Origin of the sequence: Paenibacillus sp. VTT E-133291 (assembly GCF_002264395.1) — a bacterium.
GTDB classification, from domain to species: Bacteria; Bacillota; Bacilli; order Paenibacillales; family Paenibacillaceae; genus Paenibacillus_AQ; species Paenibacillus_AQ nitricinens.
The window spans coordinates 1-25,624 of the sequence record NZ_NFVA01000088.1 but is presented as its reverse complement, the minus strand read 5'-3'; the positions used below and the strand labels follow the sequence as shown (position 1 = coordinate 25,624).

Here is a 25,624-nt window from a genome sequence, read left to right as displayed (position 1 = left end):
TAGTGTGAAACTTATACTTTCTTATATTTTAATTATTCAGTTTCAGTTGTACCTTCATTTCCCTCGGTTGAATCTTCCTCTTCCTTAGGAGCAAGATACGTCCAATTCTCTTTTTGGGTAATATGGCCTTCCTTCATCAGCTTTCCAAGCGCACGCTTAAAGGCTGATTTACTAATTCCGAAGCGCTGCTTGATAATATCCGGTGGTGTTGCATCCGAATAAGGCATCGCTCCACCCGGACGGGCATGCAAGAATTCTAAAATCGTGGCAGAGTCAACATCCATGCCTACTTCTTTACGGAGCCCCATAGAAAGGTTAACCCGACCATCCTCGCGAATATGGGAGACACGTGCTTCGAACTGCTCTCCAAGACGTAGTAGACGACTCCGTTCAGAGGAATGGACCATACCGATAATACCAAAGCCTAAAACCCCAGCATCTACAAGAACAAAAGTCCCCATCTGCAGCGGTTTGTAGACCCGGGCTGTCACAGTCTGTCCCATCCAGGATTCAGGCGCAGGAAGAGCTAACGGAGCTAGTTCCTGTTCTCCGGCTAGTTTAGCACGAAGACGTCCCTGTTTATCATGCTCCATAATCGCATACACATAGTCGCCGATCTGAGGCCGCAGCTCTGGAAGCTCCGGAAGCTCGCGAATGGGCAGCAGCAGCTGCCGTCCGAGACCCATTTCCAAGAAGCAGCCTAGACGCGGATGGATATCAGCCACTTCCAATAAGGCCATTTCGCCCAATGTTAGAAACGGTTTCTTCATTGTTGCCGCTAGACGATCCTCGGTATCGAAGAAGATAAAGACTTCAACTTTATCGCCTGTCTTAACCTTCTCGGTAAGCTCCGTATAATGCAGCATAACATCCTGATCTCCTGCGTTCAGGAAAAATCCGTATGGGGATACCTCTCTTACTACATTAAGTGTAACTGTAGTTCCTGCAATCAGGCTCATACAGTCTCCACTACCTTCGCATCCGACCACAGACGCTCGATATTGTAGTATTCACGTTCATCGCGGTGGAAAATATGAACAATAACATCTCCAAGATCCATCAGCACCCAACGTGCTGAATCCATTCCTTCGATCCCCTTAATTACGCCGCCTGCTTCATGGACCACTTTACGGACTTCGGTAGCGATGGACTGAACTTGAGTATCCGAATTACCGTGACAGACAACAAAGTAATCACTAATCGGTGAAACAGTACGCAGATCTAATGCCACTACGTTCATTGCTTTTTTATCTTCCACAGCCTTAAGGGCCAGTTCTAACAGCTTGCTTGGTTGTACACTCATATTTTATCCTCCAATATTCTAACTAAATCATTACGCGCCAGTACCGTTAACGGAAAGATCACTCGGCGTTTTTCCAGTAGTAAACTAATCGTAGAATCAAATCCAGCGACTAGTCCTTCTTCCAAACTTACTTTTGCCAGCTTACGTATCTTATCAACCCCTGGAAAATCGCGGCCAGGCTCGATATAGTCGGCGAGACAGACAATTTTCTCAAGTAAACTCATATCTTCACGACCTGAGGTGTGAAAACGGATTGCATTAAGAATATCTGGATCTGTGATCCCATAATCTTTCTCTGCTACAAAGGCACCTACTTCCGAATGCCACAGCTGTTTGTCATGCTTCAGAAGATTCAAGTTCAGATGATTCTGCTCGATAATCTCCTTCATTCTCTCCACAGGCCAATACTTGGCCACATCATGCAGAATTGCCGCTGTCTCCGCACGCTCAGGATCAGCGCCATATTGCTCCGCTAGTTGAATGGATGACTGCATGACGCCCAGTGTATGCTTCCAGCGCTTAGCAGGCATTTGTGTCGAGACCGCCTCAATCAGAGCTTCGCGGCTGTATGCCATACAATCCACTCCTTTGAACATATTCGAACACTGCCTCAGGTACCATATAACGTATGGATTTGCCAGTTGCAGCCCGTTCTCTTAACATCGTTGACGAAATATCAACCAGAGGCATATCTGCTAGCAGTACCTTCTCTGCTATATAGGTTGGCAAAACGTCTAGATCAAGAGGTGTCCCCGGACGACCTACGCCGATAAATGTAAGCCGCTGCACAAGCTCTTCAATCTCGTTCCATTTCGGTAAATACTGGACCATATCCGCTCCGATAATGAAATAAAGATCGAAATGCGGATACGTCTCTTGCAGCCGTCTTATGGTCTCATACGTATAGGAAACGCCACCTCTGACAACTTCCCAATCTAATGTGCGAAAAGCTTCATGATTGTGTATCGCTTCCTCCACCATTGCCAGCCGATCTGCTCCAGATACCCCCGCCTCATGTTTATGAGGCGGAATATGCGAAGGCATAAACCATACTTCTTGAAGTCCATAAGTTTCTCTGGCTGCTTCCGCTGCCATCATATGTCCAATATGAAGAGGATCAAAGGTACCTCCCATAATTCCAACTTTCAAGAGGACGACCTCCTCGGTAGTATGCTTTCAGGTATTAGCGGGGCAGCTCAATGGTTTTGTTGTCACGCGATTCTTTGTACAATACAATGGTCTTTCCGATCACTTGTACAAGCTCAGAACCCGATTGTTCAGCCAGCGCAGCACCGATCTCCTTGGGATTCTCAATATTGTTGCTCAGTATACTAATCTTCATAAGCTCACGCTTCTCAATAGCTTCTTCAATGTGGCGTACGAGGTGATCGTTTACTCCACCTTTGCCCACTTGGAAAATAGGATCGAGGTGATGCGCCAATGAACGAAGATACCGTGTTTGTTTACCAGTTAACATAAATGAATAACTCCTTAATTAACATATATTATTACCCTAAATTGATGAATCCATTTCTTATTCTTTTCCACCCAGACAATTGAGTATGGTCTTTCGCATGATTTCCGTAGGCGCAGGCTGTCCTGTCCAATACTCCAGTGCATAAGCCCCCTGATAGACAAACATCCCGAGGCCTCCATGAATCGTACAACCCCGTTCAAGTCCTTCTAACAATAGACGAGTGCGCAGTGGATTATAAATCAGATCACTTATGACCATCCCTGCACGAAGCAGTTCAGGATCTATAGGTGTCTCATCCATGTGAGGATACATGCCTACGGAAGTTGTATTGATCAGTACATCAATACCATCTAGCATTTCCGCTACTTCGTTCATGCTAATCCCGATCACATTCCCTTTGCTCTGGCACTCTGCAGCCAAGTCCTGTGCCTTATCAACACTGCGATTAGCGATAAGGATAGACGAAGGCTTCTCCTGAAGCAGTGCGGCAACAATTCCTCTTGCTGCGCCGCCCGCTCCAATCACCATAATCTTCGTACCTGACAAATCAGAAATAGCTTCCGCTTTAAGCGAACGTACATAACCGATTCCATCCGTATTATATCCGGTGAGTATTCCGTTATTGTTAACAATCGTATTGACTGCACCAACGGCTACCGCACTTTCATCTAATAGATCTACATAAGCCATCACCGCAACCTTATGCGGAATCGTCACATTTACCCCACGGAATCCAAGGGTGCGAATCGCTTGCACCGCATTCTCCAGATTGTCTGGAAGGATATGAAGCGGCACGTAAGCACCCGGAATTCCCAATGCTTGGAGTGCTGCTTCATGCATAATAGGCGATTTTGATTGTATAATAGGATCTCCCATTACGCCCAGTAAAATATTCCCGGTATTGTAGCCCTCGGTTGCAGTTATCAAAGACACTGTAATAGCCTCCCCGTTAGATCATCGAAGGGCGGGTAAGCACCTTCACACCACGCGGAACATGGATAGCCACGACTGCGCCTTCTGTCCCATTGACCTTAATCCAGCCCAAACCTGAAATATATAGATCGCTCCGACTGCCTTTATTAATTCGGAACTCATGCCGTTGCCATGGTGGCAGCTTGTCCATCCGGTCACTTCCTGGAGGAGACAACATTTCACCACGATGGTCCGCATAAAGGGAATCTGCACGTTCCAGTTTGGTGCGATGGATTTTTAAAGTACCACTAATAAAGCAAGTGAACGATTGATGCGGACCTTGCACGAAATCAAAACGTCCCAGTCCACCGAAAAATAACGTCTGTCCTTCATTCAACTGATAGACGGCAGGCTTCAACGGATTGGCTGGCATAACTGCATCCAGATCCTGACGCTCAACTAGTTCACTATAACGCCATGGATACACGATCCCTGGTGTATCAATAATATAGTGGCCATCATCTAGTGGGATTTTGACCGTATCAAGTGTAGTACCAGGGTAACGTGAAGTGGTTAACTCCTGTTCCAAATCGCTGTAGTCCGAAATCAGACGATTGATAAGCGTAGATTTCCCTACATTCGTTGCACCGACTACATAAACATCACGCCCACCACGCAGCTCTGTTACGGCTTCCAGTAAACGATCAAAGCCTTGATTACGTTTCGCACTACAAAGTACGATTTCAGCTGTCCGCAATCCTTCTTCTTTACAGCGTTGTTGCATCCAGTTACGCAGTTTATTCCAGTTCGTAACCTTAGGTAGCAGATCACATTTATTCACTGCAAGAATAACTGGGTTATTACCGACAAACCGCTGAAGACCGGAAATCAAACTGCCTTCAAAATCGAAAATGTCAACAATATGAATAACAAGTGCATTCTTCTCCCCTACTCCACTCAGCAAGCGAAGAAATTCATCCTGGTTCACAGAAACAGATGAAGCCTCGTTATAATTCTTAATCCGGAAACAGCGTTGGCAAATCACAGGGTCCCGGTCTAGTGCGACTTCCGGAAGGTATCCTGGTTGATCCTTATGCTCCATCTGAAGCTTGATACCACAACCGCTACACTTCTCAGGACGCTGTGTTTCACTTTGTTCGTTCATTACTATTTTTCCTCCTCGTGCCACAATCCTTTTTTACGAAGCCGTGTCAGAGCCACTCGCTCTACCCGACGATTAAATCTTGTGCCGAACCCTTCATCCTTCACGGAGATTGGCAGCACCAATACGGTATACAGGCCAAGCCGATTGCCGCCGTATACATCTGTAAGCATTTGGTCGCCCACCACAATCGTTTGCTCCGGTGGTAACTCCATCTGCTTCATCGCTTTGAGAAAAGGAGCATTACTCGGTTTCCGAGCCTGATGCACAAATTCAATATTAAGCGGTGTAGCAAAGCGTGACACCCGGTCCATGTTGTTATTGGATACGATGATGAGCTTAAAGCCCACTTCCTTCACCTTCTCAAACCACAACAACAGCTCCGGAGTAGCCACAGGCGCTTTGGCACCGACCAGTGTGTTATCCAGATCCGTAATGATTCCACGGTATCCCTGTCGATACAGCTCTTCTAGAGAAATATCGAATACCGTATTCACCCGGAGTTTGGGAACTAACATTTCAAACAATACGTTCACCTCGATTTCATACAAAAAACTATAACATACTCCATGCGCTACGCAAATAAATCTATAGCAATGATTTACTGCCTAAACGCTATTTCTTGGATCTTATCGTTCTCCGCAGCCGCAAAGCTTCAGTATACACGCTCTGCCAGTCTTTGTCTTCAATAACATCAGGGCTATACTTTGCTTGTTCAAACATCGTTAGCAGTGAAGAAAGATGATTGGCCACAGCAGGTCGTTCCTGACTCCAGCGGACTACGGCTTCACGCAATGTTTCATGCTCTTCCTTCATCATTCCCTTACGATGCAAATACCTTACCCAACGCTCAGTTTCAGCCACAACTTTCTGATCAGGCGTTAAAGGTCGGCCCATTCGCATCTGTTGAACGAAGAAGCGCAACTTAAATCGAATATGCCAAACTTTAAAAATAGTCCAGGATAATAATACAACCACTGCTGCCAAAACTACCCATAAACCCACATGGAAGCCTTGATCTGCTTGTGCATTAGTCACAGGTGCAGGTGTTGGTTCTGCCATTTCATCTTGATCTTCCGGATCTGTCTCAGGTATTTGCTCATTCTTAGTCAGGAGAGGAGTATTAAACCCTGGTGTAGCTTCAACAGGAATCCAACCATACTCACCAAAATAGACCTCTGCCCAGGAATGGGCATCTGCATTGGTAATCGTGTAATTATTATTTGCGGCACCTACCTGCTGCGCCAAATTCATAGGCAATTCCGCCTGTTCTCCAGGTGCATAACCCTTAACCCATCTTGCAGGGATGTTTAGGGAACGTGCCATAGTGACTAATGCCGTAGAATAATAATCACAGTAACCTTCCTTCAGCTCGAACAAAAAACCATCTACAAAATCCTCACTTGAAACACGTGTTATATCCGGCTTGTTGGTATATGGAAAGGTTTGTTGTAAGTATTGTTGCAAAAGTGCTGTTTTTTCATACGGTGTTGTTCCTTGTGCTGTAATTTCCTCGGCCAGATCTTTAACCCGTTGAGGGAAGTCATCAGGCAGCTGAAGAAAGCTTTCCTCCAGATCATTCCCTTTGTATAGTTCCTTATAGGTCTTTGCTGTCAATTCCTGAACAGGAATGACCGGAACTTCAGAAGTCAGCTCAAAGGTCGAAGGATAGTCGAGTTTCTTCCCGTCTATATCCCATAGAAGCTCACTATCACGATCTCTCCAGAAAAGACCCTTCCCAGCTGCCTCGCCATTCAATGAATCCACCGAAGTTACAGAATAAGCACCGAATAACACCGGAAATTCATTATTGTTAAGCACTTTAACCGTCTGTTTCAATGTGCGGGTAGTGACCTTAGAAGCCGCATTTTGCTCCAAGGATTTCCCCGTCTCCACCTCTTCTAAAGGTCCTCGCTTCAATCGATCCTTATCCGACCATCCACTTCCAGAATAGACTCTGCGTGTTTCTCCTCGCATATAAATACGTAAATCTGAAACCACTGTCATCACCGGGGTATAATCGAAGTTAAAGCCCCCGCCCAGGTTGTCATCATTCAGACTATAGCCTGACGAAGTATTGTTAACAGAGGAACCTGAACCCGTATTGGAGTTTGTTGTTCCAGTTGTGCTCTTACCAGAAGATTTTCCAATTCCATTCCACTCTTGCCACGCCGTATAAGGATCCTTCAAAGTAGGCCTTACATCCGGCATATTTACACCGATTAAAATAACCAGAGAGAAGACGATTGCGATATTCATGACTATTTTCGAGGGATATTCCAGCAAATGTACCCATCCACGCGGATAATGTAACTGAAAACTTCTTAGGTGCTGGCTGACAAGCCAGCCCATACCCGCAAATACCGTCCAAGCCACTTCCTGCCACAAAACAATAGATGTAAAGGAATCAAGCGCAGCCAGCGCTACAATGTTCATTCCTATAAACCATAAGATACGTTTCTTCGAGGATACCCACCAAGACGATAGCAACAACAAGGCAGAGGCACCAAGAGCAAACCAGATATACGGCACCATATACACACTAATATCCTGAAGCTTATCAAGAAGGGTTGTAGCCCATGGATCTGGAACATAAATTCCATAATTAGTAATGTTGCGATAAACGATATAGATAATAGCTGCTGCTTCTATAATCAGTCTGAATTGAACTTTAACAGGAATAAAAATCTCAATGATGGTAATCGTTAACAGGGCAGCCCATACAGAAGCAGTGGTTTGATTAAGCCAGATGGGTTCCGTATAAGAAATCCACTGCTGTGCAATAATCAATAGCCATAACAGGCCGACGGAACGGTGCCAGGAGAATTTTATCTGATTCCACCAGGTTCTCATATCAACCTTCCCCTCCTAACACTGAGGGAAGCTCTTGAAGCGAGCTAATACCATAGCCGGTTATTCCACGAGATCTAAGGACGTCTATCCAATCGTTACCTCTACTTATCTCTGCGGAATTTCGCACATGAATGTGAGAAGCAGTCATTCCTCTGCTGTCAGCCCAACGTAGGGCATCAAGTACAGGCTGTCCACGCTGTGGACTAATTAACACAAAGTAAGAGCCTTTAGGAAACATACGATATCCTTTTTCCAATCGGGAGATAAGCGGACCGCGCCCCTCAGCGTTTAGATCGATTAAATATTGAATCATCTTCTGACGCTCAGCAGCACCTTCAACAGGTGCGAACACCTTCGTCGACTTATCCAAACAACAGAGACCAATTCCAATTCTCTCCCGAATGCCGAAGCCGAGGAGTGATGCCGTCACCGAAACTGCTAATTCGAATTGATTCGTATTCATATAAGCTGATGTGCTTCCGTCAAGGACTAGAATGGTTTTGGGAATCGACTCATGCTCAAACTCTTTGGATTTCCAAGAGCCTGTCTTAGCAGTTGCGTTCCAGTGAATTCGCGTCAAGCGATCACCATATACATAGTCACGTACGCCATTAATCTGTGTGGTTTCACGCCGAGATTGAACAACGGAAGCCTGCGGCCCGGATAGCCGAGATTTTCTCTCATATAACTGCCAGCGCGGAACGTAGATCGCACGAGGCAAAACCTGAAATTGTCCTTCCGATAAAAATGTTCCCTTATGCTCGACAAGCCCAAATATATCTTGGCTGATAATATCTGTATTAGAGAATGTGTAAGTTCCACGCTCTAAGGCTGGTGTCTGAAACTTTAGTTCCCCAATGCCTCTGAGGCTTGGGACTACACTTTCCTCAAATACCCACGATTCTCCATTATGCCGCTTAAGAACCTCCCTTACAACAACGTAAGGCAAGGGCAAAATCCCGGGGATTGTAATCTTTAGTGTTACACGAAGATGTCCTCCGGCAGAGAGCAAATCCCCCTTGTCTTGTTCAGAATAAAGACTGCGAGTGCCCTTAGCTCGCCGAACGCCTCCTAAACCTCCAGCAATCAAATATGCAATAAGTACAGAGACCATGATAAACAACATAAATGCAGTTTTCCCGCCCTGAAAAAGTACATATAAGAGTGTAATACTCCAAATTACAAGGATGCTTGCAAGCTTAGATGGCTGAATGATGGCTGCAACCGACGACAAATAACGTCTCATATCATTGCCTCATCGTAACAGGCACATGGATGCTCTGCAGAAGCTTTTGAAGCAAAGATTCCACGCTAATATTATCTAGTCGCGACTCTGGACGCAGCAATATACGATGTCCCAAGGCAAATGGAGTAAGGATCTTCACATCATCAGGCAGAACGTAATCTCGGCCTTGCAAAAAGGCATAAGCTTTACAAGCCATCATAAAGGATAGTGAGGCACGTGGACTTGCACCCAGCATTACCAGTGGATGTTCTCTTGTCTGCCGCACAATATCTAACAAGTAATTCAGCACGGGATCGCTCATGAAGATGTCGCGGATCTCTTCCTGAATTCCTGCAATTTGTTCCATGCTTGTTACTGGCGAAAGCCTGTCCACCGGTTGGCCTTCCTGATGGCTCAGCAATAAATTCTTCTCCGTCGCTGCATCAGGATATCCAAGGCTAATTCTCAGCATGAATCGATCTAATTGGGCTTCTGGCAGAGTATAGGTTCCCTCAAAGTCTATCGGATTCTGGGTAGCGCATAACATGAAAGGATGAGGAAGTGGATACGTCTCACCATCTACGGTAACGTTTCGTTCCTCCATCACTTCCAGAAGTGCGGATTGTGTCTTCGTAGTAGCACGGTTAATTTCATCGGCTAGCAAAATATTCGTCATCACCGGACCAGGCCGGAAATGAAACATCTCATCCCTAGGGTGATAGACAGATACACCTGTAATATCACTCGGGAGTATATCTGGATTACACTGAATCCGGCGATATTCACCCGACATTGATCTTGAAAGTGCTCGTATCAGCTGGGTTTTCCCTGTTCCCGGTACATCCTCGATCAATACATGACCACCAGCAAGCAGAGCGGTTAACAGTAATTGTATTTCAAATGATTTTCCAAGTATGCAGGATTCCAAATTAGTGCGTACAGCATTCATAGTGTGCATCGATTCTTGTCGTACGGGCATATATGATCCTCCTAGCCAGAATAAGCAGTATTATTTATATTTTACATGATTAGGGGACCCAAAGTACATTGTTGAAGATCACGAAGTGAGGATACAAAAAAAACCATAAGATGAAACATCCTACAATTTTAAAATAACAAAAAAAGGCTGCCGTCTTTTTCTGACGACAACCTTTTCATGCAGCATCAACTTTACCCCTTCGGCCGTACAACTAAAGCTGCCAAAAAGGAGAACACAATAGCTGACGAGATGCCCGCACTTGTAATATCAAAAATACCCGTAACTACACCGATCCAGCCATCCCGCTCCAGCTCCGTTAATGCCCCATGAACCAAGGAGTTCCCAAAGCTTGTGATTGGAATGGTTGCTCCAGCACCCGCAAATTTCACAAGTGGATCGTAGATACCAAAAGCATCAGCAATCGCTCCGGCTACAACTAGGGTACTCATCGTATGTGCAGGTGTCAGCTTCAATACATCGAACATCAGCTGCCCTATAACGCAAATGGCTCCTCCAATCAGAAAAGCCCATAAGTAAATCATCATTATGCTTGACCTCCGCTCTCTATGGATACGGCATGAGCAACACATGGAATACTCTCTCCCTGCTGATAAGACAAAGGCGATAAAAGTGCGCCCGTTGCCACTATGAGCACCCGTTTAAGTTCACCTTTTTTTAACCGCTTAAGGATATGACCATAGGTTACAACTGCTGAGCACCCGCAGCCACTTCCACCAGCGATCACATATTTCTGTTTCTCCAAGTCGTAGATAAGCAGACCACAATCATTAAAAGTAGTTTGCTCCATAGGAATTCCCTCTTTGGCCAACAGGGTTTTGGCTATAGGTAACCCCACGGATGCCAGGTCGCCAGTAACAATTAAATCATAGTGCCCGGGCGATAGACCTGTATCCCGAAAATGGGCAGTGATTGTATCCGCGGCCGCAGGTGCCATAGCCGTCCCCATATTAAAAGGATCTGTCAAACCAAGATCCATAATACGTCCTAATGTGGCTGACACCACGACTGGATGGCTACCAGAGCCGTCATTCTGTCCCACTACAGCACAGCCTGAGCCTGTTACTGTATATTGCGCCGTTGGGGGTTTCTGTGAACCATATTCCGTTGGATAACGAAACTGCTTCTCTACTGTACAGTTATGGCTGGATGTTCCCGCCAGCGCATACTTACCGCCACCAGAATCAACGATCATTGAGGCAATCGCAAGGCTCTCCATAGAGGTTGAGCAAGCACCAAAGACTCCGAGGTAAGGCACACCCAATTTTCTGGCCGCAAAAGAGCTGCTGATAATCTGGTTCATCAAATCTCCGCCGACAAAAAACTCCAGCTTTTGTTTATCGATATTCGCATTAATCAGAGCCAGATGGGAAGCCTTCTCGAACAGAGCGCGCTCGGCCTTCTCCCATGTCTTCTCATCCATTTCCAGCGTATCAAATATAAAATCAAAGTCTGAAGCTAAAGGACCTTCTCCCTCTTCCGGTCCAACTACTGCGGAAGAGCCTAAAATAACGGGACGGTTCGTGAACTCCCATGTCTGACTACCAAGCTGTTTCATGTATGGTGTGCACCTCCTGTGCCCAAAAAGATATAGACGATACCAATTATGAAAGCAGCGACGGCACCAAATACGATGACCGAACCCGCAAGCTTAAACATATTGCCGCCTACACCAAGTACAAGCCCCTCAGCGCGGTGCTCCAGAGCTGCAGAGCACATACTGTTTGCAAACCCGGTCACAGGAACTGCAGTTCCTGCACCAGCCCATTGCGCCATTTTGTCGTACACGCCAAAGCTGGTCAGAATTACAGAGAGTAGGATCATCACCGCGACTGTCGGACTGGCAGCTTCTTTGGAGGTCATATCGAAGATTGCCATAAAAGCCTCCTGAATCCCTTGTCCAATAACACAGATTATGCCGCCAGCAATAAACGCTCGTATGCAGTTTTTGAATACGGGCCTAGCAGGAACAAAAGGCTTGGACAATTTCTCATAATCTTGTGGAGTCAGGGTGTCAAGCTTCAGCTTGACACCCGATTTCTTAGTTTTCGCCGGCATTGAGGCACCTCCTGAAAGTTAGGCGAAGGGGGCTGACAAGCATCATAGTACTCACTTTAAGCCCCTTAAGTTGTTCTTCGCTTAGAAGTTTTCCTTATTGTTTGCCATCCTCCGCTTCGTTATGTCCCTCCAGTTCAGGAAAAATACAGTAACACAACAATCAGCAATAAAAAGAGCACAAAAATAAGTACTGCTTCTCTTTCCCTTGGATTGTGGCGCCAGTAACGTCTGCGTGTTCCGTTTCCTTGTAGGCCCCTACTCGATAATCCTCCCTGCACCCTTCTTGGGGGTACGCTACCCGCTACCCTCATTCATCTTCGCATCCTCTCTAAGGCTCCTGCCACCAAAGCCTCTAATGCATAGTATTCGTGGAGCTCGTGCCCGGTGTTCATTGTCTCTTGTCATGGACAAGTGAGCCCAGAATGTTCATACTAGGTTGCAGGAAGAAATAACGATGTGATCCATTATGGATAACATCCGTTTCTCGTAGAAATATAAGAATGATGTATAAATGTGTTCTTATATTTTAATAAAGGAGTGAATTCATATGAATCAAGAAACATTGGACATGTTCAAAACACTTACCGAATTTCCCTCAGCCCCAGGATTTGAACGCGAACTCCGCGCTTACGTCAAGGATGCTATGACTCCTTATACTGAAGAGTTCGTACAGGATCGTCTCGGTAGTTTGTTCGGCGTATTGCGGGGCGAAGAGAACGGGCCAAAGATTATGGTCGCCGGGCATTTTGACGAAGTAGGTTTCATGGTAACCGGAATTACTAACACCGGAATGATCCGTTTTCAACCACTTGGCGGCTGGCTTGCCTCTGCTGTTGCATCCCAGCGCCTACATATCATTACACCTAAAGGAACGCTGACCGGAGTTGTTGGCAGTACGCCTATCCATTTGCTAAGCAATGAAGAACGTGGTAAGACTGGTGAAATCAGCAAAATGTATATTGATATCGGTGCAGACAGCCGCGAAGAAGCAGAAAGCTTTGGCGTTAGACCAGGCCAACAGGTTCTGCCGATTTGTCCATTCACTCCCCTTGCTAATCCGAAAAAAATCTTGGCGAAAGCTTGGGATAACCGTTACGGCGTAGGTCTCGCCATTGAACTAGTTAAAGCATTGCACGGTAAAAAGCTGCCAAATACCGTTTTCGCTGGTGCCACTGTACAAGAGGAAGTAGGTCTTCGGGGCGCGCGTACTGCGGCTAATCTCCTGTCACCAGACATCTTCTTCGGTCTGGACGCGAGCGCTGCTGCCGATATGACGGGTGATAGTCAGGCATTTGGCCATCTGGGCAAAGGAGCTCTCTTGCGTATTTTTGATCCTACGATGGTTACACATCGCGGTCTGATTGAATATGTACAAGATACAGCGGATACCCACCGGATCAAATATCAGTATTTTGTATCCCAAGGCGGAACAGATGCAGGTCAGGTTCATGTTAGTGGAATTGGCGTTCCTTCCGCAGTAATCGGAATATGCTCCCGCTACATACACACCGCTTCATCAGTGATTCACAGTGATGACTACGATGCTGCTAAAGAGCTTCTGATCAAACTGGTAGAAGGCCTTGACCGGACTACACTACAGACAATTATTGAGAACAGCTAAAGGTATAGCAAAAGAACCACAGTGGCTATTTCTGCCCCTGTGGTTCTTTTGCATTTCATAATTTCAATTGCTCATATTCTGCCATAACCGACTGATGCACCGGATGACCTGAGGCAATGCCTGTATACTTCGTAACGGTTGCCGGAACTCCGATGTCAGCAATGGATGCCTGTAGCTCTACGGCCTCTGGATCATCCTTCACGTCAAACAGCAGCGCTGTCGCCATGGAACGGGTTAGAGCCGAATAGCTCAGTTCCCGGTCATAAGCCTGAAGTGCCGGGGATACGAGCCTGTCGTTCGGCGACAGCTTGCGGATTGGCGAGCGGCCAACCCGGGAGACTTCATCTGTCAACGCCGGATTGCGGAAGCGTTCGAGGATTTTATCGATATATTTGCTGTGCTCCGCTTGATCAAAGCCGTGTTTATTCACCAGCACTGCTCCGGTTTCTTCTAGAACTTCCCGGACGCGCGCTGTCAATTCCTCATCGCCCATGGCTTGCTGAATGGTCTCATAGCCACGAAGGTAGCCAAGATAAGCTGCAGAGCAGTGTCCGGTATTTACTGTAAACAGCTTGCGCTCGATATAAGGTTCCAGATTATCTACGTAGTGAATCCCTTCAACAGGGGTATAGCCCGGAAGCATTTGCGATGCATCCACAACCCATTCATAGAATGGCTCTACCACAACTTTGAGAATATCCTCATGCTGCTGCAGTGGCACAATCCGGTCCACTGCTGCATTAGGAAATGCTACAGAAGCATCAGCTTTTCCGCGGGCTGCTTCATCCAATTGTGCGTACACAAGATCTTTGAGCTGAGCGCTCCCGCCAATGGCGTTCTCACAGGCAATCACATGCAGAGGTGTCGAGGAAACCGCCACTCGTCTGCCGATGCCCTCGGCAAGTACTCCGGCGATATGCTTCAGAATTGACACGCCAACAGCTGTCGTAACGAGATCTGCTTCAGCAATGGCAGCAGCTACTTCTTCGGCATGAGTTATACTGCTAAGTGCTGTCACATTTGTAACGGTAACCGTCTCCTGGCCTTCGCTGGCCAGCGTTACCGGGTATTCACCACGCTCCTTAAGCTGGGAGACGAACGCTTCATTCACATCCACGAAGCATACTTCATACCCTGCCTTTGACAGCAGCAGACCAATAAATCCGCGGCCGATATTTCCCGCACCAAAATGGACTGCTTTCATTACTCAACTCCTCCTTCGAAGATGGCAATGACATCCGCAGGTGTCCCCGCACTCATCACCCGTTCGATCGCATTATCTTCGCTAAAGATCATCGCCACATTAGTCAATATTTCCATGTGTCCGTCTCCTGCAGCCGCAATTCCGATTACCACAAACGCAGGCTCCTCCCCTCCAAAATCCACACCATCCGGAAACCGGACGATGGACAATCCTGTAGATTGGATAAAAGGCCGGGCATCCTTGGTCCCGTGCGGAATGGCCAAGCCTTCACCCATGTATGTGGAGACTACCTCTTCCCGCTCTAGCATTTTGGGAATATATTCCTCCGTTACATGTCCTGCATCTACCAGCAGCTGGCCAGCCATAGTGATCGCTTCATATTTATCTTTTGCGGCACCATTCATAATTACTTTATTCTCTGACAGTATACTCATATGGTTTCTCTCGCTTTCACATTTTATTTTCAAAAAAACGTAGCAACTCCGACGACAAATAGCCTCGAATTTCCAGCTCCGACCGTTCTTCAAGCAGTCTTACAAGCTCTGAATTTAGCAGCAGGGCGCTGATCTCACTAAGCACTTCCAGGCTTTCCTTAGAAAGTTTGCGCGGGGCGAGCATCAACAGAATAACCCTGACTTCGGTATCTCCTCCCAGTAAAACAGGCTCCCGGAGCCGGTATAACGTTATGGAAGACATCAGAACATGGCTGCTCCTTGTATGAAAAAGCGCCAGTCCGGTATCCGGGATTACCTGGCTGGCCATTCTTTCTCGCTCCAGCAGACGCTCCAGAAGAATCTCGGCATCCCCGACGACTCCGCTGCCGTTCAGCAGATCCAGCATCGCGGCGAGTGTCCGGGAAAGGCTCATTCCGCTATTATCCAGCGGATGGAACTGAAAACGTTCCAACAATCTGACTATCTCATCCAGAATTCCTTTATAGCTCTTCAGGCGGTCCAAAGACGCTTCCTCACGAACCGTAGGGTCCGGCTCACCAGCGGTAGGTGTATTTCGTTCCTTCAACGTAGTATTCTGGATGTAATTCAGTAATTTCTCTATTTCTTCCCCGGTCAGCAGGGGGCTGATTTTGATATAGCGGTCTTTATCCAACGGAAGATCAATGGTTGAGATGATCAGATCATAATCTTCCTGCGGCAGGCGGGCTGCCTCATACCAGGAAATATTCCTGAGAATTTCGATCTGCGGCATCTCTTTCGTAAGCCTTGTAGCCAGCAGCCGGGAGGAGCTAAGTCCACTGGCGCACACCAGAATCGCCCGCACATTGCGCCTGAGCTGATTTAGCCTTTCCACAGATGCACCAAAATGCATGACCAGAAACCCGATCTCTTCATCCGGAATCTCCAGCTCCAGCTGTATATCCTCCACTGCCGCCCGAACTATAGTAAACAGATATTCATAATCCCTGCGAATAGGAACGAGCAGGGGATTACGAATCCTTGTGCCTTCACGAATCCGTTTTAGCGCCGGATCAATATGCTCTAGCAGCCCTTCCCGTAAAGAACGGTCGGTCTGAAATGGAATTCCGGTCCGCTTGATGACACTTTCCGTCAGCCGGTAAACGATCTCCATCAGTTCAATGTCGCCGTAAGCGTAGCCCGCGGAGGAAAAGGAGTCCTGCGCCAAGTCAAACAAGCCTGCGATATATAGAATTTCTGTCCTATGAAATTGAAACGCCAGCGTCTCTCCCAGTCGCCTTACAAAATCCTCTGCATCTGCAATATTGCAGTGATCCGACAGCCGTGAATAACCAGCTTCTTCGGCATTGCTGATGCCCCTTCCGAGTTCCAGCCTGCGTACAGCAACAGATAATCCGAGCAGCAGCTCCATGTAGACAATCTCCGGCAGTTCAGCCGTCCAATTCCATTCCATGTCCCACAGGGTATTCTCAACATCCATCAGATTGCTTTTTCCCACCGTTGACAACAACATCTTGAAGACCGGATTCCCCTCACCCTGCAGATTGTGCCCCACCAGATCAGACTGATCCAGATGCTCGGCGGCTAATCGGCCAATGGCCCGGCGCTTATCCATCTCGCCTCCGGTTATTTCAACACCGTACCCTCTTCTGCGCACCAGCTGCAGGCCGAATTTACGGACCCACGGCTCCAGTTCGTCAAGGTCATAGCTGACGGTTGCCACGGTAACTTTTAAGGAATGAGCCAGGGCAAACAGCTTCACCGGCTCCTCCGCTTCAAGCAGGGAACATAGCTCATACACCTTACGGTCCTCGCCCGAATATTCTACCGGCTTCTCTTCCAGCAGAAATAGGCGAAGCTCTGTCAGCCCGCTCTCCGAGCCACTCAATTGAATACCTTTTCCCGACTTTCTGATGAGATCCAGTCCAAAATCCTGCAAGACCTTTTCGATGTCTTCCATTTCCCGGTGCACGGTTCTGACGCTGACTCCAGTACTTCCCGCAATCTCTGCGGCCGTGATCTCTTCGTTTGCCTCTAAAAGCAGCGAGATCATTTGACGCTGCCTGGCGGTTATTTTCCTCATGTGGGGAACCCTCGCCTTATATGGAGACAAACGCTGGCTTGGGGGCCAGCGTCTCCTTTTTGATAACAAATATAAATTATCGTTCACCCACTCTCTTTACTTCAAACGTTCCACAAGCTCATCATATTTCGGGCTCTTTAGGAAGTTATCAATAGAGATGTGCTCTGCGTTAGGGTTGCTGGCAATCGCCCGGTCGGTCAGAGTCTTCTGGGTCACTACAATGTCTGCGTCAGACGGAATCTCGCTGACTGCGGAGTTAACGACGGTAATGTTCACCCCTGCGCTCTGCAGTTTCTTCCTTAGTACAGACGCGCCCATGGCACTAGAACCCATTCCTGCATCACAAGCGAAGACGATTTTATTGACGTCAGCTTTGTTGCGGACATTCCCAGCTACATTCGCAGCAATTCCAGGAGTTATTGCATGATTCACAGTAACTGCTGATTGAGCGACAGTACCTGCAGATTTCATTTCTCTCACTTTAGCTGCTGCTTCTTCCAGATCATCCTCATCTTCGTTATTCTTACGGCTAGTTTTCAGTAGCAGCGAAGCAATCAGGAAAGATACAACAGTTGCAACGATTACACCTGCGAACATCGGGAAGAATCCACCTTTTGGCGTCATTGCGATGTAGGCGAAGATACTACCAGGAGAAGGTGAGGCTGTAAGCCCTGCACCAAGCAATTGGAACGTAAATGTACCTGTAACACCACCACCGATAACAGCCAGGATCAAGCGAGGATTCATTAAGATGTACGGGAAGTAAATCTCGTGAATCCCACCCAGGAAGTGAATGATTACGGCGCCAGGAGCAGACGATTTTGCCGATCCGCGTCCAAAGAGCCAGTAAGCAAGCAGGATACCCAGACCTGGACCAGGGTTAGATTCCAGCATGAACAGGATAGATTTACCTATTCTCGCAGATTCCTCTGCCGCAATTGGACTCAGTATTCCGTGGTTAATCGCATTGTTGAGGAACAAGATCTTGGCTGGCTCAATAATGATGTTAACGAGTGGCAGCAGGCTATGGTTAACCAGGAACTGCACACCATCGGATAGCAAATTGGTTAGACCTTGTACAAGGGGTCCGACTCCTTTGTATGCCCCGAGAGTCAGAAGACCCCCTATAATACCAAGTGAGAAATTGTTAACCAGCATTTCGAAGCCGGCTTTGATTTTGCCATCAACTGCACGGTCGAATTGCTTCAGTACCCAACCGGATAAGGGGCCCACGATCATTGCGCCGAGGAACATTGGAATGTCCGAGCCGACAATAACGCCCATCGTCACTATAGCCCCGATTACACCTCCGCGTTTACCATGTATCATCTGTCCACCGGTATAACCGATCAGGAGTGGCAGCAGGTAAGTAATCATTGGACCTACTAATTTCGCCAAGCTTTCAACAGGAAACCAGCCTGTAGGAATAAATAATGCCGTAATTAACCCCCAAGCGATAAATGCGCCGATGTTCGGCATCACCATTCCGCTTAGCATACGGCCGAATTGTTGAACTTTCACCCGTACACCACCGGATGAACTTTTCTGTGTTGCTGTTGTGGCCATTTAAAATGCCCCCTTTAATTATTGAATGGGACCCTTCTTTACTTAAATGCATTAAAGGTTATCCCTTATGGTCACATCCTAAATTAAAACGCTTTCTTTGTCATCAAATTGAAAACACGGTTTCGGCATGATCATTGTTGACAACATTTAAGAGTTCCTGCCACAGCCCATACAGAAGCCAACTAGCTTTTGATCCGACTCGGAAAATAAGGATGGTTTGGATTTATTTGCTTTGGCGGTTCAACACCTCCAGAAGAACCTGTTTCGTTATTCTGACCAGTGAGACTTATATCTATGAAATAAACCTTGCGTTGCACGCTAATCCCTCATCTTTCCAACTCCCTCGTACCTCTAAACCAAACCTGCTCCGGATGCCATCCACTCCGATTGCCCATCCGCACCCTTTTCCAAAAAGCAGCTTATTTACCTTACCAGCCATGTACAAGGGTTCAGACCCAAGAAAAAACGGAAGCCTGCGAATGTTCGCAAGACTTCCGTTCCTGATCAGCTCCCCTGCCATCCACAGGCTCATCATTATAACAAGCACCATTCTCTTAGACCCTCCAATATCCGTATGATCACAGCCTACATTGGATTTATCACAACTAAAAAAGCCCACCTTTTCGGTGAGCTTTTTTGGCTAATCTGATCTTAAATTATATCCAGCGGAACTTTCCAAGATGGTATTGGGAAGGCTTCATCAAGCTTCCATCTTTCTTCTTCACTTAGCGTAATTAAACCTGCAGAGGCATTCTCAATGACATGTTCACGAGAAGATGCTTTTGGAATCGTAATGATATCCTCTTCGCGAATCGTCCAAGCTAACATAATCTGAAGTGGTGTTACGTTATGAACACGGGCGATTTCCTGAACGACTTCACTCTCGACCACTCCTTTTCGGAGTGAACCTGCTTGAGCAAGCGGTGAGTAAGCCATTACCGGGATCTTGTGACTTCTCTGCCATGGCAGCAGTTCAGTTTCAATTCCTCTGGACCCTAGATGATATAGAATCTGATTGGTTGCACAATGAGTTCCCCCTTCAATACCAAGCAGCTCTTTCATATCGTCGATATCGAAATTGGATACACCCCATCTTGCTATTTTTCCTTGAGAGACCAGTTTCTCCATTCCTACAACAGTCTCTTCTAGTGGGATATCCCCCCGCCAATGCAGCAAATAAAGATCCAGATGATCCGTATTCAAGCGTTTCAAGCTTTCTTCACAGCTGCGGATAAGGCGCTCACTACCGGCATTATGTGGATAGACTTTTGACACCAAGAAAACTTGATCCCGAATGCCTTGGATAGCCTCACCCACTAAAAGCTCCGAGCGTCCTTCCCCATACATCTCAGCCGTATCTATTAAATCCATGCCTAGTTCCACGCCTAATCGAAGGGCAGCAATCTCTTCCTCCCTACGGGAATGGTCGTCACCCATATTCCAAGTTCCCTGCCCAATTCTAGGAAGTGACGTTCCATCTGGAAGCAGTATGCGGTTAGATTGGTTCATTTTTGTGATTTCAGCCAAATGTTCGATTGAATCCTTAGTCATATTAAAAATCCCCTTATTGAAGTATTGTATACTTACTTTATACGACCTATAAGAACCTTTCTAAACATCTGAATCGTGTCCAATTTATAACTAATCGCTCTTTTGAAGAGAAAAAGTAAAGAATGAATACTAAACTAAGCTATCAGCTTTAGTCCCACAGCGGCCCCCAGAATCATAATAATACAGACGATCCGGCGCCAGTCTTTGGCCTCTCCATACAATATCATCCCCAGAATCGCTCCGCCGGATGCGCCGATCCCCGTCCATACCGCATATGCTGTTCCCATCGGCAGACTCTTCATAGCTAAAGACAGAAACAGAAAACTTGCTCCGAAACCAAGAAAGAGCAGCGCGAATGACAAGAAATTCCGGTGTTTATTCAACCTATTAATCATAGCTACTCCAAACATTTCAAATAAACCAGCAACGACCAGAAATACCCATGCCATTTAAGACTCCCCCTTTACTTCGGCTTCTTTGGTCACCATTTTCAATCCTATAACGCCTGCCAGCAAAATAACCACTAGAACAAGCTTCATCAACTTGAACGGTTCTCCGAATAAAACCATGTCCGCAACTACTGTACCTGCAGTTCCTAGACCAACAAACACGGAGTATACTGTACCGACCGGCAATTTGGTACTCGCTGAAATCATCACATAGAAGCTTATTATTATAGCTACCACAGTTATCAGCCACTCCCACATCGTGGAGGCATGTTTTAAGCCAATGACCCACATGACCTCGAAAACAGCTGCACCAACTACCTTTAACCACTCTGAATTGTTGTTCTTCATTCCAAGCCCTCCTTCAATTCACTAACTTTATAATTGCCCACGAAACAAACAAATAAGCCCGGAAGGTCATCGTCATTTATAACGATACCTCCCGGGCTTTTATCCCTCCGTGTAAACACGAACGATGCTGTTCGTGCGTTTTCCCTCGGACCAGACCAGCTGTGCACCAGCTGCGGAACCCTAGAAAACAATAACTATTAAGTTACATCGTATGGTAGCAAATCGGGGTGATAAAATCAACCCTTTCTATATAAAAAAGAACAAACTCATAGCAACTATAAAGAGAGGTTGAAGATAAGCATTGATTTTTTCTTAAATCCATTTATTCAATATTATGGTACAATTTAAGAGAATATAGCTTATAATGAACAACTAGGAGGGCGATCTAATGGTCTTTGGGATACTGTTTATTGGAGTTATTGTATTTATAATCATACAATCCGTAGTTCGTAATGGTTCAAGCTCGAACAGCAATAGATTTGAGGGAAATAGACGTGATGATGCCGCCAGCATGTCTTTTATGGCAGCTAGCCATCCAGATCTGCTGGATCCAAATAATTCGAATCATTCTAATCAACACCATCACGGGGGTGGCTCCCATCACCATTCTGGGCATGACAGCGGTCATAGCTGGGGCGGAGATAGCGGGCACAGCAGCGGGGGAGATTTCGGTGGCGGAGATGCTGGTGGCGGAGATGCTGGTGGCGGTGGCGGATGTGATTAGAGTGTTACTCTATAACAAAAGGAAAGGGCATTCCTGATATTGCTTCAGGAATGCCCTTTTTATGTTTAGTCCTCCTTTAATACGTCAAGAATCTTTCTTTGCGTCTGACTCAAAAACTTCTCAGCACCGTGCGGGTGTAGTGGTTCACTCCAAACAAATCCATCGCCTTCGTATCTAGGGATGATGTGCATATGATAGTGGGTCAAATCGTTAAACTTTCCGCCATTTTGGCAAATGCTTATGCCATCTGGTTCGAACAAAGTCTTCAGAACAACTGACAGCCTCTTCGCCCCGTCCATTATCGCATAGGAAGTCTCTGAGTCGATTTCTTCGAGATCCCAGTAATGCTTTTTAGGAAGGATCAAAGTATGCCCTTCATTAAACGGAGCGATATCTAGCACACAAGTAATAAATTCATTCTCATATACTACCTTTACGTTAGACTCAATTCCGTTAGCAATCCGACATCCCAAGCACTCCATATGTGCACACTCCATCCCATAATCAAAGGTCATCTCTATTATTGTTTAAATTCAAACCGGCTGAGAAGCACCTCGCCGTTAAAAACTACATAAACATCGCTAGTACCTGTCTCCACGGATACTTCGCCTTTCAATGTGCTCCACTGTTGCAGAACTCCACCAGAAGGGACGGTCACGGTTCCAGCCAGTTTCCCAGCTGCGCTTCCGGTTCTGATCTCAATGCTACCACCTTTTGCGGAGGAGACCAGAGCTTCAATTGCTACTGCTCCATGATCGAACAATACGTCATTAAAAGCGATCCAAGCGCCCTCTTTTACCGGATATACCGAAGCCCCGCCTGCTTTGCATTCGTCCAGATATACACCTTCGTAGTCATCATAGTTCTCTGCTTTGGTGTTGTTATATAAATTCCGGGAAGGAATGATGTCCCCTTTCACCGTTACTACTGAAGATAATTTAATATCAGCAGAAGAACGACCAATCAGAATCGTGTATTCTCCATTTTCGACGCAATATTGCTCACGTGTGACATCCCAGAATGCCAGCTCGGAGACTGGTAGAACAAACTCTATTGTACGCGATTGACCTGCGGCGATACTCACTTTTTCAAAGCCTTTCAACTGTTTAATCGGACGTTTAACCCGGGAATTCAAAGCCTGCACATATAACTGAACAACCTCATCCCCATCGACTGCTCCAGTATTATCCACTTGAACGGAAAGTTTAAGCCTATCTTCTTGCTGCAGCTCCTTTGTGTTCAAATTTAGATTCTTGTAATTCACTTCAGCATAACTTAGGCCGTGACCAAAAGGATACAATGGCTTACCGTCAAAGTACATATAGGTTCGTTTACCTTTGATAATATCATAATCCATCAGCTCAGGCAGCTGCTCCACAGAACGGAACCAAGTCATATTCAGTTTGCCGGAAGGACTGTAATCTCCGAACAACACTTCTGCAACCGCATTGCCCAGCTCTTGTCCACTGTGGGATGTATACAAAACTGCCGGGATATTCTCGTCAATCCAAGTGGATGAAATCGGATAACTGCCGACAATAACTACCACTGTATTCGGATTCGCTTCATAGACTGCTTTGACCAGGCGCTCCTGCTCCTCTGGAAGCACAATATCGGGTCTGTCGATTTCTTCTTTTCCGTTAAGAAGCGGATGATTACCGACAAAAACCACTGCCACTTCAGCTGCTTTGGCAGCTTCTACCGCAGCGTCCAGTCCGTTTGTAACGATGTTCTTATTAAAAAGACGAGCGTCCGCACTTGCATCCTGATCAGCAACCTGCAGCGTGCCATCCTCCGGATTTACGGAGATCAGTTTGTCATTCCAAGTCCGCAAAGATACCGTATCCTTGGTTTCAGGTACGATGTTAATGGATTCTTTTACAAACCACCCGTAAATTTCGTCCGCAGATGCTGTAAGAGTCTCCGATTCGCTTAAAGTTACATATTGCCCACGACTAGTCGCCTTCAGAGTATTGCTAGTCCAGCCCCAAGCGGTATGTTGGAACAATTCTCCGTGCTCTGCTATAACATGTTGTACAGCCAGCCTTCCGTCCTCGCCCGTAATTCCAATGGCTTGACCGCTTGCGGCTGAGGTAAGAATGATCTGATCTGCGCCACTCTCAAAATTAACGTGTTTACCAGGCAGCTTTTTGCTAACACCCTGCAGCGGAGTCACTCCATAAGGTAATGTGCCGGAATACCAGTCTCTGAATGCTTCATCACCAAGCGGACCAATAATCGCCACTTTGTTTAATTCGGTCTTATTCAATGGCAAAGTAGCTTGCTCATTCTTCAGCAGCACAATGGATTGTTTGGCAGCTTCCATGGACAGTGCGGCATGTTTTTTGTTAAGAATAACGGAATCGTCGATTGCTGCGTATGGGTTCCCTTCAGCCGGGTCAAACTCTCCCAGACGGAAACGAACTTTGAATGTGTTTGTTAGCGCACGATCCAAATCTTCCTCTGCTAGTAGGCCTTGGTCTAGTGCTTCATGAAGAACCTTGATCGTCTCTTCGGTTTCTTCTGTTACGCTGTCAATTCCGTTTTTGATAGACTCAGCCATCGACTGTGCAAATGATTCATAATACTTATGATCCTTCACAATCCCAAAAAGATCGCCGGCATCGCTTACGATAAAACCGTCCATGTCCCATTCGCCTTTGACAACATCCATCACTGCTGGGTGAAGAATAACAGGCACGCCATTCACCGAGTTATAAGCGGTCATCATGGACTGTGCGCCTCCTTCTTGAAAAGCAGGCTTAAATGCTTCCAGATAATACTCGCGCATATTTCTCGGGTCGATGCTGGCGGAACAGTTTCCTCGTTCGATCTCGTTGTTGTTCCCTAGGAAGTGCTTAAGCGTTGCGACCGCTTTCAAATACACCGGGTGATCGCCTTGGATTCCTTGAACAAGAGATGTACTGAGTTGTCCAGTTAATTCTGGATCTTCACCGTAAGCTTCTTCCGTTCTACCCCACCGCGGGTCACGCTCCATATCCACCGTTGGTGCCCATAACGTCAGGCCATTCACCGTTGGATTCTTTTTGTAAAATGCTCTTGCTTCATCTCCAATGGCCGAGCCGATTTCCTTCATTAGCTCTGGGTTCCAGGTACAAGCCAGTCCGCTCGGCTGAGGAAAAGAGGTCGCTTTTCCAAGCCAGGAGATTCCGTGTGCCGCTTCTGTACCGTGTTTATACGCTCCAACGCCTAAACGCTCTATGGCCGCTTGATACTGAGGGATCAGACTTACTTTTTCATCTAGCGTTAATCTGGAGATCAAATCCTGCACTCGGTCATTTAAGGGTAAATCAATCTGTTGAAATGGATATTTAGATGTCACTGTTTCCATCAAAATCGCTCCTTCGATTCAAGTTGATAGCGGTTTCATATGTTCTCGAGGTAGTTATCTGTGTTTAACACAAATCTGGTCTATCAACCTAATCATAGAAGATTAGCTCGATAAGTAACACCTTAACAATCTAAGCGAAAATCAGGTCAAAATTAGAGATTTATGGGGGGCTTCGCTCGCCCGTATCCATAAGTGAAGTGAGATGCGGATGATAACGGGGCCAGGTGGATTGGAGAGGGCTGATCGGGGGTATTTCTCCCCCTTTTTTGATCATTTTCCGCCCCACCGCACCATTCTACGGGATT

At 46.5% G+C, this 25,624-nt stretch carries 26 protein-coding genes and 1 riboswitch; of the genes, 2 read left to right on the top strand and 24 right to left on the bottom strand.

The window, feature by feature from the left end:
• Window positions 1–32: 32 nt before the first annotated feature.
• The 14 genes from CA598_RS25760 to spoVAC all read right to left on the bottom strand — a co-directional run bounded on the left by CA598_RS25760 (window position 33) and on the right by spoVAC (window position 11,987).
• Complete coding sequence (locus CA598_RS25760; protein WP_094878361.1) at window positions 33–959, bottom strand: CvfB family protein; 927 nt, start codon at window positions 957–959, stop codon at window positions 33–35.
• Window positions 956–1,303 carry a ribosome silencing factor gene (rsfS, locus tag CA598_RS25755; protein ID WP_042185972.1) on the bottom strand — a complete coding sequence of 116 codons (348 nt, stop codon included), beginning with the start codon at window positions 1,301–1,303 and terminating at the stop codon, window positions 956–958. The genes CA598_RS25760 and rsfS overlap by 4 nt, the downstream gene beginning before the upstream one ends.
• Window positions 1,300–1,878 carry a bis(5'-nucleosyl)-tetraphosphatase (symmetrical) YqeK gene (gene yqeK / locus CA598_RS25750; protein ID WP_094878360.1) on the bottom strand — a complete coding sequence of 193 codons (579 nt, stop codon included), beginning with the start codon at window positions 1,876–1,878 and terminating at the stop codon, window positions 1,300–1,302. The genes rsfS and yqeK overlap by 4 nt, the downstream gene beginning before the upstream one ends.
• On the bottom strand, window positions 1,850–2,452 hold the full coding sequence (locus CA598_RS25745; RefSeq protein ID WP_094874286.1) for a nicotinate-nucleotide adenylyltransferase: 603 nt from the start codon (window positions 2,450–2,452) through the stop codon (window positions 1,850–1,852). The genes yqeK and CA598_RS25745 overlap by 29 nt, the downstream gene beginning before the upstream one ends.
• A gap of 34 nt (window positions 2,453–2,486) precedes the next feature.
• Window positions 2,487–2,780: a ribosome assembly RNA-binding protein YhbY gene (gene yhbY, locus CA598_RS25740; RefSeq protein WP_042185967.1), complete on the bottom strand. Its 294-nt coding sequence runs from the start codon at window positions 2,778–2,780 to the stop codon at window positions 2,487–2,489.
• Between the two features lie 57 nt (window positions 2,781–2,837).
• Window positions 2,838–3,713: a shikimate dehydrogenase gene (aroE, locus tag CA598_RS25735; RefSeq protein ID WP_256990039.1), complete on the bottom strand. Its 876-nt coding sequence runs from the start codon at window positions 3,711–3,713 to the stop codon at window positions 2,838–2,840.
• A 16-nt stretch (window positions 3,714–3,729) separates the two neighbouring features.
• Window positions 3,730–4,857, bottom strand: a complete 1,128-nt coding sequence (gene yqeH / locus CA598_RS25730; protein ID WP_094878359.1) for a ribosome biogenesis GTPase YqeH — start codon at window positions 4,855–4,857, stop codon at window positions 3,730–3,732.
• 2 nt (window positions 4,858–4,859) lie between these two features.
• Entirely contained in the window at window positions 4,860–5,381 is a 522-nt protein-coding gene (locus CA598_RS25725; protein WP_094874299.1) for a YqeG family HAD IIIA-type phosphatase, read from the bottom strand.
• An 88-nt stretch (window positions 5,382–5,469) separates the two neighbouring features.
• Window positions 5,470–7,707: a DUF4129 domain-containing transglutaminase family protein gene (locus CA598_RS25720; protein ID WP_094878358.1), complete on the bottom strand. Its 2,238-nt coding sequence runs from the start codon at window positions 7,705–7,707 to the stop codon at window positions 5,470–5,472.
• Between the two features lies 1 nt (window position 7,708).
• The gene (locus CA598_RS25715) at window positions 7,709–8,953 is read right to left on the bottom strand and encodes a DUF58 domain-containing protein (RefSeq protein ID WP_094878357.1); all 1,245 of its coding nucleotides are present in this window, start codon (window positions 8,951–8,953) and stop codon (window positions 7,709–7,711) included.
• Between the two features lies 1 nt (window position 8,954).
• Window positions 8,955–9,911, bottom strand: a complete 957-nt coding sequence (locus tag CA598_RS25710; RefSeq protein WP_076284318.1) for an AAA family ATPase — start codon at window positions 9,909–9,911, stop codon at window positions 8,955–8,957.
• A 191-nt stretch (window positions 9,912–10,102) separates the two neighbouring features.
• On the bottom strand, window positions 10,103–10,453 hold the full coding sequence (gene spoVAE, locus CA598_RS25705) for a stage V sporulation protein AE (protein ID WP_036675923.1): 351 nt from the start codon (window positions 10,451–10,453) through the stop codon (window positions 10,103–10,105).
• Between the two features lie 2 nt (window positions 10,454–10,455).
• Window positions 10,456–11,487, bottom strand: a complete 1,032-nt coding sequence (gene spoVAD / locus CA598_RS25700) for a stage V sporulation protein AD (RefSeq protein ID WP_094874290.1) — start codon at window positions 11,485–11,487, stop codon at window positions 10,456–10,458.
• Window positions 11,484–11,987 carry a stage V sporulation protein AC gene (gene spoVAC / locus CA598_RS25695; RefSeq protein ID WP_042185955.1) on the bottom strand — a complete coding sequence of 168 codons (504 nt, stop codon included), beginning with the start codon at window positions 11,985–11,987 and terminating at the stop codon, window positions 11,484–11,486. The genes spoVAD and spoVAC overlap by 4 nt, the downstream gene beginning before the upstream one ends.
• Window positions 11,988–12,534: 547 nt before the next feature.
• Between spoVAC and CA598_RS25690 the strand changes: the two genes are divergently transcribed.
• Complete coding sequence (locus CA598_RS25690; protein ID WP_042185952.1) at window positions 12,535–13,608, top strand: M42 family metallopeptidase; 1,074 nt, start codon at window positions 12,535–12,537, stop codon at window positions 13,606–13,608.
• A 55-nt stretch (window positions 13,609–13,663) separates the two neighbouring features.
• Here the strand turns inward: CA598_RS25690 and CA598_RS25685 are convergent, their stop codons facing one another.
• The 8 genes from CA598_RS25685 to CA598_RS25650 form a co-directional block, all read right to left on the bottom strand.
• Window positions 13,664–14,812, bottom strand: coding sequence for a mannitol-1-phosphate 5-dehydrogenase (locus CA598_RS25685; RefSeq protein WP_094878356.1), 1,149 nt, complete (start codon window positions 14,810–14,812; stop codon window positions 13,664–13,666).
• Entirely contained in the window at window positions 14,812–15,246 is a 435-nt protein-coding gene (locus CA598_RS25680) for a PTS mannitol transporter subunit IIA (RefSeq protein WP_094878355.1), read from the bottom strand. The genes CA598_RS25685 and CA598_RS25680 overlap by 1 nt, the downstream gene beginning before the upstream one ends.
• A gap of 16 nt (window positions 15,247–15,262) precedes the next feature.
• On the bottom strand, window positions 15,263–17,329 hold the full coding sequence (locus CA598_RS25675; RefSeq protein ID WP_094878354.1) for a BglG family transcription antiterminator: 2,067 nt from the start codon (window positions 17,327–17,329) through the stop codon (window positions 15,263–15,265).
• A 96-nt stretch (window positions 17,330–17,425) separates the two neighbouring features.
• On the bottom strand, window positions 17,426–18,895 hold the full coding sequence (locus CA598_RS25670; RefSeq protein WP_094878353.1) for a PTS mannitol transporter subunit IIBC: 1,470 nt from the start codon (window positions 18,893–18,895) through the stop codon (window positions 17,426–17,428).
• 292 nt (window positions 18,896–19,187) lie between these two features.
• The gene (locus tag CA598_RS25665; RefSeq protein ID WP_094878352.1) at window positions 19,188–19,445 is read right to left on the bottom strand and encodes a hypothetical protein; all 258 of its coding nucleotides are present in this window, start codon (window positions 19,443–19,445) and stop codon (window positions 19,188–19,190) included.
• Window positions 19,446–19,546: 101 nt separating this feature from the next.
• A complete protein-coding gene (locus CA598_RS25660; RefSeq protein WP_280787466.1) occupies window positions 19,547–20,446 on the bottom strand; it encodes an aldo/keto reductase in 900 nt (299 codons plus the stop codon).
• Window positions 20,447–20,580: 134 nt separating this feature from the next.
• Complete coding sequence (locus CA598_RS25655; protein ID WP_042125359.1) at window positions 20,581–20,895, bottom strand: DMT family transporter; 315 nt, start codon at window positions 20,893–20,895, stop codon at window positions 20,581–20,583.
• On the bottom strand, window positions 20,896–21,243 hold the full coding sequence (locus CA598_RS25650) for a DMT family transporter (protein ID WP_094878351.1): 348 nt from the start codon (window positions 21,241–21,243) through the stop codon (window positions 20,896–20,898).
• Window positions 21,244–21,329: 86 nt separating this feature from the next.
• A riboswitch (guanidine-I (ykkC/yxkD leader) is annotated at window positions 21,330–21,438 on the bottom strand.
• A gap of 193 nt (window positions 21,439–21,631) precedes the next feature.
• On the opposite strand from CA598_RS25650, the gene CA598_RS25645 reads away from it, so the two are divergent.
• Window positions 21,632–21,967 (top strand): hypothetical protein, encoded by a 336-nt coding sequence (locus CA598_RS25645; RefSeq protein WP_094878350.1) that lies wholly within the window; start codon window positions 21,632–21,634, stop codon window positions 21,965–21,967.
• A gap of 65 nt (window positions 21,968–22,032) precedes the next feature.
• Here the strand turns inward: CA598_RS25645 and CA598_RS25640 are convergent, their stop codons facing one another.
• A complete protein-coding gene (locus CA598_RS25640; protein ID WP_094874777.1) occupies window positions 22,033–22,449 on the bottom strand; it encodes an HIT family protein in 417 nt (138 codons plus the stop codon).
• Between the two features lie 38 nt (window positions 22,450–22,487).
• Window positions 22,488–25,319 carry a glycoside hydrolase family 3 protein gene (locus CA598_RS25635; RefSeq protein ID WP_094878349.1) on the bottom strand — a complete coding sequence of 944 codons (2,832 nt, stop codon included), beginning with the start codon at window positions 25,317–25,319 and terminating at the stop codon, window positions 22,488–22,490.
• Window positions 25,320–25,624 lie beyond the last annotated feature (305 nt).

What these genes read in the sequence shown, in the direction of transcription:
- spoVAD (WP_094874290.1), bottom strand. Translation starts at nt 11,487, where the DNA reads ATGAAACAGCTTGGTAGTCAGACATGGGAGTTCACGAACCGTCCCGTT.
- CA598_RS25635 (WP_094878349.1), bottom strand. Translation starts at nt 25,319, where the DNA reads ATGGAAACAGTGACATCTAAATATCCATTTCAACAGATTGATTTACCC.
- CA598_RS25710 (WP_076284318.1), bottom strand. Translation starts at nt 9,911, where the DNA reads ATGCCCGTACGACAAGAATCGATGCACACTATGAATGCTGTACGCACT.
- CA598_RS25715 (WP_094878357.1), bottom strand. Translation starts at nt 8,953, where the DNA reads ATGAGACGTTATTTGTCGTCGGTTGCAGCCATCATTCAGCCATCTAAG.
- yhbY (WP_042185967.1), bottom strand. Translation starts at nt 2,780, where the DNA reads ATGTTAACTGGTAAACAAACACGGTATCTTCGTTCATTGGCGCATCAC.
- spoVAC (WP_042185955.1), bottom strand. Translation starts at nt 11,987, where the DNA reads ATGCCGGCGAAAACTAAGAAATCGGGTGTCAAGCTGAAGCTTGACACC.
- CA598_RS25760 (WP_094878361.1), bottom strand. Translation starts at nt 959, where the DNA reads ATGAGCCTGATTGCAGGAACTACAGTTACACTTAATGTAGTAAGAGAG.
- CA598_RS25645 (WP_094878350.1), top strand. Translation starts at nt 21,632, where the DNA reads ATGGTCTTTGGGATACTGTTTATTGGAGTTATTGTATTTATAATCATA.
- CA598_RS25655 (WP_042125359.1), bottom strand. Translation starts at nt 20,895, where the DNA reads ATGGCATGGGTATTTCTGGTCGTTGCTGGTTTATTTGAAATGTTTGGA.
- CA598_RS25640 (WP_094874777.1), bottom strand. Translation starts at nt 22,449, where the DNA reads ATGGAGTGCTTGGGATGTCGGATTGCTAACGGAATTGAGTCTAACGTA.
- yqeK (WP_094878360.1), bottom strand. Translation starts at nt 1,878, where the DNA reads ATGGCATACAGCCGCGAAGCTCTGATTGAGGCGGTCTCGACACAAATG.
- CA598_RS25670 (WP_094878353.1), bottom strand. Translation starts at nt 18,895, where the DNA reads ATGGCCACAACAGCAACACAGAAAAGTTCATCCGGTGGTGTACGGGTG.
- CA598_RS25665 (WP_094878352.1), bottom strand. Translation starts at nt 19,445, where the DNA reads ATGGTGCTTGTTATAATGATGAGCCTGTGGATGGCAGGGGAGCTGATC.
- yqeH (WP_094878359.1), bottom strand. Translation starts at nt 4,857, where the DNA reads ATGAACGAACAAAGTGAAACACAGCGTCCTGAGAAGTGTAGCGGTTGT.
- spoVAE (WP_036675923.1), bottom strand. Translation starts at nt 10,453, where the DNA reads ATGATTTACTTATGGGCTTTTCTGATTGGAGGAGCCATTTGCGTTATA.
- CA598_RS25675 (WP_094878354.1), bottom strand. Translation starts at nt 17,329, where the DNA reads ATGAGGAAAATAACCGCCAGGCAGCGTCAAATGATCTCGCTGCTTTTA.
- CA598_RS25650 (WP_094878351.1), bottom strand. Translation starts at nt 21,243, where the DNA reads ATGAAGAACAACAATTCAGAGTGGTTAAAGGTAGTTGGTGCAGCTGTT.
- CA598_RS25685 (WP_094878356.1), bottom strand. Translation starts at nt 14,812, where the DNA reads ATGAAAGCAGTCCATTTTGGTGCGGGAAATATCGGCCGCGGATTTATT.
- CA598_RS25660 (WP_280787466.1), bottom strand. Translation starts at nt 20,446, where the DNA reads ATGACTAAGGATTCAATCGAACATTTGGCTGAAATCACAAAAATGAAC.
- rsfS (WP_042185972.1), bottom strand. Translation starts at nt 1,303, where the DNA reads ATGAGTGTACAACCAAGCAAGCTGTTAGAACTGGCCCTTAAGGCTGTG.
- CA598_RS25690 (WP_042185952.1), top strand. Translation starts at nt 12,535, where the DNA reads ATGAATCAAGAAACATTGGACATGTTCAAAACACTTACCGAATTTCCC.
- CA598_RS25680 (WP_094878355.1), bottom strand. Translation starts at nt 15,246, where the DNA reads ATGAGTATACTGTCAGAGAATAAAGTAATTATGAATGGTGCCGCAAAA.
- CA598_RS25720 (WP_094878358.1), bottom strand. Translation starts at nt 7,707, where the DNA reads ATGAGAACCTGGTGGAATCAGATAAAATTCTCCTGGCACCGTTCCGTC.